At 39.8% G+C, this 12072-nt stretch carries 12 protein-coding genes, 1 tRNA gene and 1 riboswitch; of the genes, 6 read left to right on the top strand and 7 right to left on the bottom strand.

Going from position 1 to position 12072, the window contains the following annotated elements:
- Nucleotides 1-517 precede the first annotated feature (517 nt).
- A riboswitch (TPP riboswitch) is annotated at nucleotides 518-627 on the top strand.
- Nucleotides 628-699: 72 nt separating this feature from the next.
- On the top strand, nucleotides 700-1287 hold the full coding sequence (gene thiT / locus K9B36_RS08370) for an energy-coupled thiamine transporter ThiT (protein WP_223701564.1): 588 nt from the start codon (nucleotides 700-702) through the stop codon (nucleotides 1285-1287).
- 109 nt (nucleotides 1288-1396) lie between these two features.
- Nucleotides 1397-1582, top strand: a complete 186-nt coding sequence (locus K9B36_RS08365) for a hypothetical protein (protein WP_223701563.1) — start codon at nucleotides 1397-1399, stop codon at nucleotides 1580-1582.
- 65 nt (nucleotides 1583-1647) lie between these two features.
- Here K9B36_RS08365 and K9B36_RS08360 read toward each other — a convergent pair whose 3' ends face one another.
- Both K9B36_RS08360 and K9B36_RS08355 read right to left on the bottom strand, forming a co-directional pair.
- Nucleotides 1648-2193, bottom strand: coding sequence for a GNAT family N-acetyltransferase (locus K9B36_RS08360; RefSeq protein WP_223701562.1), 546 nt, complete (start codon nucleotides 2191-2193; stop codon nucleotides 1648-1650).
- A gap of 8 nt (nucleotides 2194-2201) precedes the next feature.
- Nucleotides 2202-3098 (bottom strand): DMT family transporter, encoded by an 897-nt coding sequence (locus K9B36_RS08355; protein WP_223701561.1) that lies wholly within the window; start codon nucleotides 3096-3098, stop codon nucleotides 2202-2204.
- A 269-nt stretch (nucleotides 3099-3367) separates the two neighbouring features.
- Here K9B36_RS08355 and K9B36_RS08350 point away from each other — a divergent pair, with 269 nt between their 5' ends.
- Together K9B36_RS08350 and K9B36_RS08345 are read left to right on the top strand one after the other, a co-directional pair.
- Nucleotides 3368-4069, top strand: a complete 702-nt coding sequence (locus K9B36_RS08350) for an MgtC/SapB family protein (RefSeq protein WP_223701560.1) — start codon at nucleotides 3368-3370, stop codon at nucleotides 4067-4069.
- A 213-nt stretch (nucleotides 4070-4282) separates the two neighbouring features.
- A tRNA-Ala gene (locus K9B36_RS08345) sits at nucleotides 4283-4355 on the top strand.
- Between the two features lie 662 nt (nucleotides 4356-5017).
- Here K9B36_RS08345 and K9B36_RS08340 read toward each other — a convergent pair.
- Both K9B36_RS08340 and K9B36_RS08335 read right to left on the bottom strand, forming a co-directional pair.
- On the bottom strand, nucleotides 5018-6244 hold the full coding sequence (locus K9B36_RS08340) for a BclA C-terminal domain-containing protein (RefSeq protein ID WP_223701559.1): 1227 nt from the start codon (nucleotides 6242-6244) through the stop codon (nucleotides 5018-5020).
- 374 nt (nucleotides 6245-6618) lie between these two features.
- Nucleotides 6619-7542, bottom strand: a complete 924-nt coding sequence (locus K9B36_RS08335) for a DMT family transporter (protein WP_223701558.1) — start codon at nucleotides 7540-7542, stop codon at nucleotides 6619-6621.
- A gap of 409 nt (nucleotides 7543-7951) precedes the next feature.
- Between K9B36_RS08335 and K9B36_RS08330 the strand changes: the two genes are divergently transcribed.
- Nucleotides 7952-9091, top strand: a complete 1140-nt coding sequence (locus tag K9B36_RS08330; protein ID WP_223701557.1) for a zinc-dependent alcohol dehydrogenase — start codon at nucleotides 7952-7954, stop codon at nucleotides 9089-9091.
- Between the two features lie 43 nt (nucleotides 9092-9134).
- Here the strand turns inward: K9B36_RS08330 and K9B36_RS08325 are convergent, their stop codons facing one another.
- Together K9B36_RS08325 and K9B36_RS08320 are read right to left on the bottom strand one after the other, a co-directional pair.
- The gene (locus tag K9B36_RS08325) at nucleotides 9135-9374 is read right to left on the bottom strand and encodes a glutaredoxin family protein (protein WP_223701556.1); all 240 of its coding nucleotides are present in this window, start codon (nucleotides 9372-9374) and stop codon (nucleotides 9135-9137) included.
- Between the two features lie 70 nt (nucleotides 9375-9444).
- A complete protein-coding gene (locus K9B36_RS08320; protein ID WP_223701555.1) occupies nucleotides 9445-9642 on the bottom strand; it encodes a ChaB family protein in 198 nt (65 codons plus the stop codon).
- 724 nt (nucleotides 9643-10366) lie between these two features.
- On the opposite strand from K9B36_RS08320, the gene K9B36_RS08315 reads away from it, so the two are divergent.
- Nucleotides 10367-11080 carry an N-acetylmuramoyl-L-alanine amidase gene (locus K9B36_RS08315; protein WP_223701554.1) on the top strand — a complete coding sequence of 238 codons (714 nt, stop codon included), beginning with the start codon at nucleotides 10367-10369 and terminating at the stop codon, nucleotides 11078-11080.
- Here K9B36_RS08315 and K9B36_RS08310 read toward each other — a convergent pair.
- Nucleotides 11077-12066 (bottom strand): TRM11 family SAM-dependent methyltransferase, encoded by a 990-nt coding sequence (locus K9B36_RS08310; RefSeq protein WP_399201578.1) that lies wholly within the window; start codon nucleotides 12064-12066, stop codon nucleotides 11077-11079. The two genes, K9B36_RS08315 and K9B36_RS08310, sit on opposite strands and share 4 nt — an antisense overlap.
- Between the last annotated feature and the right edge of the window lie 6 nt (nucleotides 12067-12072).

The following is a 12072-nucleotide window of genomic DNA, read 5'->3' as shown; positions in this document are numbered from 1 at the left end:
ACGTAGACGCTGTTGTTTTGTTTAGTTTTCAAAGATCATTTGGTGTAGTGACTCGCTCAAAAGCGACTCCCTCATCATAACAACTTGTCCTTTAAGTGTCAAGCTGTTTTTTTCTTTCATCACCTGTCATTTCGCGGCGACAAAAATTAATATAACATCTCACAAACTATATTGCAATACTTTATTGCGTATTTTTAATTGTTATTTTCTATCCCAGTTTTGTTACGGTTGTTTTAGTAATGGGTGGTTCTTTATAAGAGGATACTATATCTTTGTTTGCCGTGGCAGGAATGCCGCTACCTACTCTCTATATTATCCTCACTTTCACAAGATAGCGATGACAACCTTTAAAGCCATAAACACATTTAGAAATTTGTCTTTTCCACCTTTCTTCTTATTATAAATTAAACCATCATTCGTAGCAAAGGGAACTTAGTGCTGTTTACTAGTGACAATGAATAAAATTATTGTCCTTTTGATGCTATTTCTGTATGATGAAAATGAATCTACTAAACTTTATATCCACAAGGGGAGCCTGGTGAGGCTGAGATTGAACAAATTTAACTTGTTCTGACCCTCTGAACCTGTTAGTTAATTCTAGCGTAGGGATCGTGGCCATATTTATTACTTATTTATTCTAAGCAATAAAGGAGCCTTTCGTCTCTTTTATTGCTTTTTTTATTTTTAAGGAGGATAATGATGAGAAAATCGAACACATTGTTTTTAGTTGAGATAGCTATATTTGGGGCTTTCGCCTATTTATTAGACTTACTGGCAGGCTTTCTTTCATTAAAAATATGGGCACAAGGTGGCTCTATTTCCATTGCCATGGTTCCTGTATTTATAATGGCATTCCGATGGGGATTGAAAGGCGGTTTGCTTACCGGGTTCATTCTTGGTCTACTCCAGATAGTTACCGGTCAGATATTTGCAGTCCAGATTATTCAAGTTTTCCTTGATTATATTGTTGCTTTTACTGTTTTAGGGTTTGCAGGGTTATTTGCTAAAAAAGTAGTTAACTCTTTCAAGGATAACAACACTAAAGACCTCGTTTTGTACGTGACCCTCGCGTCGTTTCTTGGAGTTTTATTGAGATTTTTTGCTCATTATTTTGCGGGAATAATCTTTTTCCGTTCACTTGCTCCAGAAGGACAGCCAATAGAAATATATTCACTTTTGTATAATGGCTCATTTTTACTACCAAGTTTTATTTTATCTTCTATACTAACTGTTTTATTGATTAAGGCTGTGCCTAACATATTTTCAGTTAATAGAACAGCTGCTTAAGCTAACCCTCGGGTTAGCTTTTTTCTAATGTTTCATAAATTTAATAGAATGTAATGGGAGACTCTCACATATATTTTACTAATACTAGCCTGTAATGGGAGGGACCCTAATGTTTCTAGTTAAAGATATAGCATTCATTGTAGCTCTATTATCATCTATAGGATTGTTTCTGTTTGGTTATTTTGAAGGAGTCCGACTTTGCAATAAAAAAGGAAAGGTCAGAGGAGAAGGTGTAATTGCAAGTATTTCTCTAGCTATGGTATTTGCATTACTAGCGAACAGTCTATTAACATAGATTACATAGAAAAGAGCCGACCACTTTTAGTCTTGGTCGGCTCTTTTAATTTTTAACTATCTAGTTCATCCATTTATTCTCTCTCTTAAGAGTCCAGCCAAGTTATTTAAATTATCCCATGCGTAGGCAATCTCTTCGTATGACCGCTCTCCCATTTTCACCTGATCGGAGACAACTTCTAATGGTTTTAAAGTTAGGTAAAAATCTCGACTGGGATTCTCAGCTAATACCCAGACAAGCATAGATTGATAATTTTTCTGAATAAGAAATTCTACTACTTTTGAGCAAAGCTTTTTACCGATGCCTTGTTTATGATAATCCTCGAGAAGATAGATGGCATGTAATTCTCCAATCTTTCCGTATTTTCCTGTCCGCTCCGGTCCAGCGCTTACAAAGCCAACTATATCTCCATTATTTTCAGCCACATATACACAGCTTTTTTCATATCCTTGTCCGATGACTGTATCCCACAGTGTTTTTCTATTTTTATAGGAGAGAGAATCCAGTACACTTTCTTCTACTAAACCTTTATAGGTTGTTTTCCAGCTATCCACATGGACTTTTGCAATTGCGTTAGCATCATCGATAGTAGCAAGTCGAATATTTATCATACAAATTCCTACCCCTCAAGTGTCTTTTGCTTTGATTTACGATTATCTCTAAGAAAATAGGCAACGCTCAGCATCACCATCAAACCACCTGTAAATTGTGTCCACGTAATATGCTCTGCTAAGACAAAGTACGCAAGAAGCGCAGCACCAATCGGTTCAAATAAAATACTCATTGATATTACGTTTGTACTAATATACTTGATTGCCCAATTAAAGAGTGAGTGACCGAATAGCGTTGGAATGATGGCAAGTAAAATAAACCAAAGCCACTCTACCTTAGGATAGCCTGTTAACGGATCTCCTTGTAGTAAAACATAAAGAAGTAAAGTTACTGTACTTGCCCCATATACAAGAAAAGTGTAGGTAATGAGAGACAAGCGTTTTCTGACTTCTTGGCCAAATAAGAGATAGGCAGTGACTAAGGCGCAAGCTATTAATGCAAGCATGTCCCCAAAAAGTGCCATACCACTAATGCGAAAATCTCCCCAACTTATAATAACGCTTCCGATAATAGCAAATACTCCGCTTATTATTGCTCTTGTACTCAGCTTCTCTTGAAAAAATAGATATGTTCCAATAAAAGCAAACAAAGGCTGTAATGTAACAAGTACAGTCGAGCTGGCAACACTTGTATAATTAAGTGATTCAAACCATAGGATAAAGTGAAATGCTAAAAACACCCCTGCTATTGCAGAAAAAATCCAGTCTCTTTTTGTTATACTCTTTAGTTCCCCTACATATTTATATAAGAATATCGGTAGAATCAATACTACAGAAAAGAACAACCGGTAAAAAGCAATGACACCAGCAGGAGCATCCGCCAGTTTTACAAAAATGGCGGATGTCGAAACAGTTAAAACTCCAATTGCTAATGCCATATACGGATTAAGCCATTTTTTCATCATTATACATCCTAACTTTTTAAGTAATGGCTCTATTAAAAGCCGTCGTTTTCTTTTGAGCGCTTGGTGAACCACCCTATACAGCTTCACCTTTCGCTTACCTCAAAACCAAGAAACAAAATTCGTAAATATGCTTTTACATCGCTTACTAAAATGAAACTAGCACTTTCTAATTGTACAGAATATTGCTATAATTTTCTAACCATTTATTTTTAGGAATATAATTTTACTTTAATGGATATTTAACTTAAATAAGGAAAAGGAGGAGCAAGATGCATTTATTTACCTACATATTAGTAGAATACGATTTTATAATAAAATTAACCTTTGCAACTTTGGCTGGAGTTATTATCGGATTAGAAAGAGAACTAAAAGGAAAACCTTTGGGGTTGAAGACATGTGTCATTGTTTCTGTTATGGCCTGCTTATTAACCATCGTTTCATATGAGTCCGCTTTTTTATATTCAAAAGAATATTCAAGGCCCATGGATCCAGGGCGTATTCCCTCCTATGTAATTAGTGGTATCGGGTTTTTAGGTGCAGGCGTAATACTAAGAAGAAGTAACGAGGCTATTTCAGGACTAACAACTGCAGCGCTAGTTCTAGCTTCTGCAGCAATTGGAATCACAATTGGAGCAGGATTCTTCATTGAGGCATTAACGGGTATTATATTCATCATTTTCGGTGTAAAAATAATCCCAACTCTATTTGATGCATTTGGTCCAAAAAAACTGAAAGAAAAAGAAATCAAAGTGAAAATATTTATTGAAAAAGATACCGACTTGACTTCTTTTATGAAAGAAATTCACAGAATGAACTTAAATATTAAAAGAGTCAAAGTTAAAGAAGAAAAAGACGACATTGTCCTTAATTGTATTGTCACGACAAAGAGAACTATCTATACTACAGACGTTTACTACGACATTAAAACTCTGTCAGGCGTGATTCAAGCCGAAGTGGAGAGTATTGATTAGGATTAAAAGTTGTTTTTGCAAACTTGGTTACTTCAGCGAAAATTTTAACATCTTATAGCCACCGTTGCTGTTGTGCTGTTTTCCTGTGCATTCCTGAACTCTATTTCAGATGTATATTACAGAGAAAAATAGCAACAATCATTGCGAATAGAAACTTTTCAAAAAAGTATTTGCAAAATGAAGGATCTTTGGTAAAATTAACTCAGCTTGAACGGGGCATTAGCTCAGCTGGGAGAGCGCTACGCTGGCAGCGTAGAGGTCAGCGGTTCGATCCCGCTATGCTCCATACTTACAAAAACCCCTTGTATATCAAGGGGTTTTATTTTTGACTCTAATTTTCTCTTTTTCTGTAGAGTCTGTTTTGTCTGAGAAGTTTACTTCCTCCATCAACTCTTACTCTTCTCGTAAATTACATTACCAAATATGAATTTTAACCGTGATACAGTGAAATCAAAAACAGAACCAAGGAAGTCTCTAATTCTTCCTTGGTTCTTCATCTTTTATCTTCCACTTATCCACTTATACTTAATAACTGCTCACCTTCACTCAGATGTTAATAAATACTTGTGTAAGTAAAATACATTTATTGTTTCCAGTTTATAATGCACACTGAAAAAATTCATAAGTTATTTAATTCTTCATAATAAAAATTAGGCTATGTTAAACGCCACGGTTGATTTCCGCAAAAGGCTACGCGTTCCACGGGGCGGTGTTGGAGCNATTCTTCATAATAAAAATTAGGCTATGTTAAACGCCACGGTTGATTTCCGCAAAAGGCTACGCGTTCCACGGGGCGGTGTTGGAGCCTCCTCGGCTGTGCCTGCGGGGTCGCAAGTATTCCGCTATCGCCCGTTGGAGTCTCCGCCTTTTGCTCCAATCTACGCTTGAGAAGTACTATTATCTACCCTCATCTTTAACAGAGCCTAAAATTAAAACAGGTTTCCAAAGCTAACTTAATTTTTTTATGACAATCGAAGCATTTACGACCGGCTGAGTGCCTCCTATAAGAGAAGCTAGGCCAACTGCTGCTGCTGATGAATGATTATGAAGGGTCAAAACATCGCCTGCTCCTAGTGTAAGAATAGCCTGCCCATCATTTTGTTGTGTACCGGCGCCTGAACCGTAGACTGTTTGCGGAAGAGGAGCCCCATTTAAAAACAATGCAAATTGGTTTGGTTCTGTACCTGACACAGAGAATGTAACCTCGTAGTCACCTTGGTCTACAACCTGGATGGTAGCGGTGCCTGGAGTATGAATTATTCCTGGTGTAATTACTCCATTTGAATCAAAAAGTACTGGAGCCTCAATTGCTACAGTTTGAGGAGTAAAGTTGTATATATATCCATATTGGGACAACCCACCTGCTGGCCCTTGAGGTCCAATTGGGCCTTGTGCTCCGGTTGCTCCCTGTGGTCCCGCTGGCCCTTGTGCTCCGGTTGCTCCCTGTGGTCCGGCTGGCCCTTGTGCTCCGGTTGCTCCTGCTGGTCCCGCTGGTCCTGCTATTCCTTGTGCTCCGGTCGGTCCCGCTGGCCCTTGTGCTCCGGTTGCTCCTGCTGGTCCCGCTGGCCCTTGTGCTCCTGTTGGTCCTGCTGGTCCTGCTACTCCTTGTGCTCCGGTTGCTCCTGCTGGTCCCGCTGGCCCTTGTGCTCCTGTTGGTCCTGCTGGTCCTGCTACTCCTTGTGCTCCGGTTGCTCCTGCTGGTCCCGCTGGCCCTGGTGCTCCTGTTGGTCCTGCTGGTCCTGCTACTCCGTGTGCTCCGGTTGCTCCTGCTGGTCCCGCAGGCCCTTGTGCTCCTGTTGGTCCTGCGGGTCCTGCTACTCCTTGTGCTCCGGGTGCTCCTGCTGGTCCTGCTGGTCCTGCTTCTCCTTGTGCTCCGGTTGCTCCTGCTGGTCCTGCTGGTCCTTGTACTCCTGCCGGCCCTTGTGCTCCTGTTGCTCCCTGTGCTCCTGCTGGCCCTTGTGCTCCTGTTGGCCCTTGTGGTCCTGCTGGCCCTGGTGGCCCTGGTGGCCCACCTGCCGGCCCCTGTGGTCCAACAGGTCCTTGTGGTCCTGCTGGCCCTGGTGGCCCAGGCGGACAAATTGGACACGGCTTTTTACAACATTTAGAACAACTACATTTTTTATTTTTAGCGCCGTACTTAGAACTGTAGTCACAATACTCAACATACAAACTCATAGATTATTCCTCCATAAAAATAGTTATATATTTATATTTAATGTTGATGTTTCCTTTTTGCTTGTATATACGCCTTTATAAAACAGATTTAGGCTATTTTTTTAAAAAAAAGTGGGAACCATTGATGACGATTTAAAACCAATTAATAGTATTCATAACTTTCAGACTTTTTCTATTTACTCTATCTAGTAAATTGGCATGAGCACACTTATAATAAATTAGTCTCCTATGAGCCCATGAGTAATAATTAAGTTTCACTGGCAGCATAGAGGTCAGCGGTTCGATCCCGCTATGTTCCATACTTACAAAAAACCCTTGGAATCTAGATTCCAAGGGTTTTTTGTCGCCTATTTTTAAAAAAGTCTTCCTCTATATCACCTTCTCCAAACCAAACGATTCATTAAGGCTACAAGCTGTCCGTTTACAACTACAACCCCAATGATAATAATAATTCCACCAACAACGCTAGTATAAATTACTCTTTCATGTAGCATTAAAACTGCAGCAATCAGGGTGGAAATTGGCTCTAGATACAAAAACACGGAAACCTGTGAGGCTTCGAGAACCTCGAGTGCTTTGGCCCAATACCAATAGGCAATACCGGACACAAAGACACCAAGGAAGATAAGGTGGGTCCATTCTATGGTGGTTAGATGTGAGATTTTCTCCCAGCCTTTGTTTTGAAACAGAAACGGCAGAGTGAGAATAAAGCCAAGTAAGCTCATATAGAAAGTGAGCACAAGAGCTGGCAGAGGAATGCTTAGCTTTTTTAGAAGAACAGAGTAGATTGCCCAGTTGAGTGTGCTCAGTATCATCAAGAAATGGCCAATATTCAAGGAGAAGCCTAGTGTTTTCCCTGTTCCGGCGGTTGTAATGAGTAGAACTCCGCAGATCGCGATGATTACCCCTGCCGCTTTTGGAAGAGTCATTTTTTCGTGCAGAAAGATCATGGAAAGAATAACTGAAAATACTGGTGAAAAGGAGATAAGCCACCCTGCAGAAGAAGCATTGATGTGTAAAAGAGCTGTAGCCTGGATGACCTGATGTGCAAAAACACCGAGCATTCCAAGTACTATGAGATGGGGAATATACCGTAGTGGTATCTTTAGAGACTGTTGTCTTGTTACTAAAAGCAAGGCAAATAAGAATAAAGCTCCAATACCAAAACGAACCACTAGTAAGGTGAAAGGGTCAAGTTTATCTAGTACTGCTTTGGTAGAGACAAAAGAAACTCCCCAAAACGTTATCGACATAGTTGCATATAAGGAAGCGCCTAGCATAGCTCTGAAGGGATTCATAAGTTTCGTTTCCTTTCGTTCATGATAATCTCTTCTATCATCCTATGCTTGTCCTTTTAGAAAATAGCTAGTATGTGCAAATTTGTAATAATAATTTAGCTATCTACTTGCTCAATTTTTTTGATAGACCCTTTTATATTGTCTCTGTTAAAGATGAATGTTGAGAAGTACTTCACAAGCGTAGATTGGAACAAAAGGAGGAGACGCTTCGTCCGGCAGCGGAATACATGCGACCACGCAGATGCAGCCGAAGAGGCTCAAGCACCGCCCCGTGGAACGCGTAGCCTTTTGCGGAAATGAACAGCGGCGTTTAACATAGCCTTTATATTAACTCTAACTCTATTTAAAGCTGATTGAAATTTTAATATCCGGGTATAAAAAAGTAACAAATCACAAGGAGGTTTTTGTATTGAAGGCTGTAACTTTTCAAGGAACAAAGGATATCAAAGTAAAAGAAGTACCAGATGCTACCCTCCAAAAGAAAGATGACATCATTGTAAAAATCACCTCGACGGCAATCTGTGGTTCTGATCTACATATTTACCAAGGAGCGCTGCCGGCTGAAAAGGACTATGTGATTGGGCACGAGCCGATGGGGATTGTTGAGGAAGTTGGACCAGAGGTAACAAAGGTGAAAAAAGGGGACCGAGTGGTTATCCCTTTTAATATCTCTTGTGGAAGCTGCTTTTATTGCCAAAATGACTTAGAGAGTCAGTGTGATAATTCCAATCCAAACCCTGAAATTGATACGGGTGGGTATTTTGGTTTTACAGAACGCTATGGTGATCATCCAGGTGGACAGGCTGAATACTTGCGCGTACCATACGGAAACTTCATGCCTTTTGTTATTCCTGAATCAGTAGAGCTTGAAGATGAAGCGGTGCTGTTTATGTCCGATGTTCTTCCCACAGCCTATTGGAGTGTCGAGAATGCAGGTGTAAAAGAAGATGATACCGTCGTTGTACTTGGTTGCGGTCCAATTGGTTTAATGACGCAAAAATTCGCTTGGATGAAGGGTGCTAAGCGGGTGATTGCAGTAGATAATCTTCCTTACAGATTAAATCGTGCCAAGAAAATGAACAAGGTTGATATTTTTAACTTTGATGAATACAAGGATATGGGTTCCCATATAAAAGATATTACTAATGGCGGTGCTGATGTGGTCATCGATTGTGTAGGGATGGATGGTAAAAAATCTACCCTAGAGGAAATTGGGCAAAAGTTGAAGGTTCAAGGCGGAACGTTAAGTGCCATTGATATTGCGATTAATGCAGTTAGAAAGTTCGGTACAATTCAGCTTACAGGTGTATATGGATCCATGTACAACATGTTCCCTTTGGGTAATATCTTCGAGCGGAACATTAACCTTAAAATGGGACAGGCTCCAGTTATCCATTACATGCCGAAACTGTTTAATATGATTAGAGAAGGAGAATTTGATCCGACTGAAATTGTTTCACATAAAATGCCACTCGACAAAGCAAGTGACGCATACAAAATCTTTAATGATCATGAAGATGAATGCGTGAAGGTTATTTTACAGCCTTAAAAAGAAGATGCCCCCTGCTACGTTAAAGCAAGGGGCATTTTCTTTATTCTGCTGTATCAATTAGTTTTTTTATTTCCATCGGATTGAATCCTTTTACCGCTTTATTACCTAAAGCCGTTACTGGGATTCCCATGAAACCAAATTTTTCTACTTCTTGTTGATATTCTGGCTTTGCCATAATATCTCTTACTTCAAAAGCTATTTCCTCTTGCTTTAGGTATTCTTTGACATATTCGCAGTCTTTACATCCTTTAGCTGAATAGACAATGACGTGATTACTCATATGGTAGACCTCCTACTGTGATTTGTTTATTTTATCACAAGGATGGTAGGTTGATAAAAGCTTTGGTTTGTTATTTTTTCACCCAATTATCATTGTCGTTTTTTTCATATTTATTTTTCACTGCACTCCAGGCGACTTTATGGGCCGTCTCCTCTTCGTCATATTGATCGGAGGCAGAGTTGAAAGCTTCTTTGTAAATTTCCTGAGCATGTTTGGGAAGGTTGTCCTTAACGCTATCTGGTAGTTCTTTTAGGGAATCGTATGGCATAATATCTTCCTCCTTTTAATGGTTCTCTTAAAAGCAGCAGGTTTTTTGTTATCTCCCTGCTCCTTTTCGTTTCAGGTGCTCGCTTTCCGCGGGGCGGTGCGGGAGCTCCTCGGCTGCGCCGAAGCCGCTGAAAAAGTACATAATTTTAGGTTTGGGTTAAACTCCGCTGTTACTTTCCGCAAATGGCTTCGCTTTCCGCGGGGCGACCTTGAGCCTCCTCGGGCTTTGCCCTGCGGGGTCTCAAGCTTGTCGCTACTCCCCCGCTGGAGTCTACGCCATTTGCTCCAATCCACAGCTAGAAGCCATCCAGATCTATATGTTTTCAGTTTTTCAGTGGCCTCGCTGCGCCTGCGGGGTCTCCCGTCTACCGCTATCGCCCGCAGGAGTCGATCATCTGCCACTCCAATCCACAGGGTAGAGCACATTATACTGATGACCTATCCATTAGGGGAAGTTTCTAAGAAGGTCTATCTTGAAACTAGGTACAATACTCTTGCACACTATCTGCTACTTTCCGCTTCAGATATAAGCTTATAAAAGGGCGTTGCTGCTCCAACCTTTATAAAAACAAATATACTATGGCATTTATTGTTTAAACTTATATAAATTCTATACCTTTTCGACAAAATACTAAACTTTAAAAAGGAGTTAGGGGGGGGTGCGGGGAATTTAATAGGGATTACACAATTTAAATAGATACCTCATGTAGAGGAGCAGAAAATACATGTTAAAAGCTTTTATGATAGCTAGTTTTATAGGTATATTCTTAGTGTCAGGTTGTGCTTCTAATACAACGAATAGTATGGAGGAACAGGTTAGAGATACTCCAGTGCAGGTGCCTAATGAGGAATTAACTAAGACACTTGATTTATACTCTCCAACCATTGAAACGACAGAGTGGTTTCTTCCAAAGGAAAATTCAAGATTAAGAACGGGACAAATTACTCATGTTATGCTTCATTTCATAAATGATGCATTAAGAAATCCAGAAGATCCGTATAATGTAGAAAATGTATATGCACTTTTTGAAGAATACGAGGTTTCCGCTCATTATATGATTGGCAGGGGTGGGGAGATTTATTATCTTGTACCTGAAAAACGGGTAGCTTTTCATGCAGGAAAAGGGCATGATCTGAATAATCAGGATGATTTTGATCGATTTAATGACTATTCCCTCGGTATTGAACTACTTGGTATTGGGACCAGAGAAGAAATGCTTTCTACTATACCAGGAGAAATCTTTGATAGGATCGACCCTTCTCACATTGGATACACAGATGCACAATATCAGGCACTTAACAAATTATTAGATGATATTATGGAGCGGCACCCTAATATACTTAGAGATAGAAAACACATTATCGGTCATAGCGAATATGCTCCTGTAAGAAAAGTCGATCCAGGCTCTTTGTTTGACTGGTCGAAAATTGGGTTTTAAACACAAACAATTATTTCTCTTTTAAAATAGCCCTTTTTCGTTACACAACGGTCTTTAATTTCGAAACCCGCTTCTTTTATCATGTGATCCATTGATTCAATCGTGACTAAGACCATCTTATCTGCGAAACGACGAGTGTGCTTAAGAATGGACAATTGATCTTCAGGGGTAGCGTGGGTATATAAATTATAGGGCATATCAATGATTGCCACATCATAATTTTGTGTTACCTCTGCTATCGGGCCTGTTGTTACATTTCCCTCTAAATTAAAATGAGCGATATTCTCCCTCGAACCACTAGTTACTAGAGGATTTATATCGCGTCCCTCTATTGTGATTCCCATTGACAATGCTTCCACAAGAACTGTACCAATCCCGCAGCACGGGTCAATTGCTCGTATTCCTTCCGGATGAGGAACAGCAATATTAGCAATGGCTCTGGCAACACGAGTGCTTAATGCTGTGGAATATTCACGCGGTTTTTTTGTGTGGCGCAGCCATATTGCCTCATTTTTACAATAATGACCGAAATACCACTTTCCTCCATAGGCTACAATACCAAATATATGGTCAGGATGATGAACATCTGCTTTCCCATGAATTTGCGCGCCTATCTCTCGTTCGATCTCACGGCGCTCCTTGTATTCAATTTTCTCAGTGTCCCCTAAATCATTTATTTTGATAAAAATCACTTTAAAGGTCTTATCTCCCATTTCTATATCACTTACCTGTTCATAGATTCCAGTTAAGGTTTCCTCTTCGTACAATACTTCTATTCGTTCTCGTATAAACGGACTTCTGCTCGGATCTATTTTAATGTTACTTTTGATAATATTTATGAGAGACTCTCTTCGAAAAAAAGAACGCATTTCCAAATGGCATAAAGCAAGCTCCTCTGGACTACATGCGTAGGTATAAATATATTCGGCTGTACTATTTTGATTAGTCAATAGCTTCCATCCTTTTCGCGTTAATCTATTCCTCATATTAAG

This window comes from Sutcliffiella deserti (assembly GCF_020037475.1).
GTDB lineage: Bacteria > Bacillota > Bacilli > Bacillales > Bacillaceae_I > Sutcliffiella_A > Sutcliffiella_A deserti.
The sequence above is the reverse complement of the archived record's forward strand: the minus strand, read 5'-3'. Positions and strand labels throughout refer to the sequence as shown.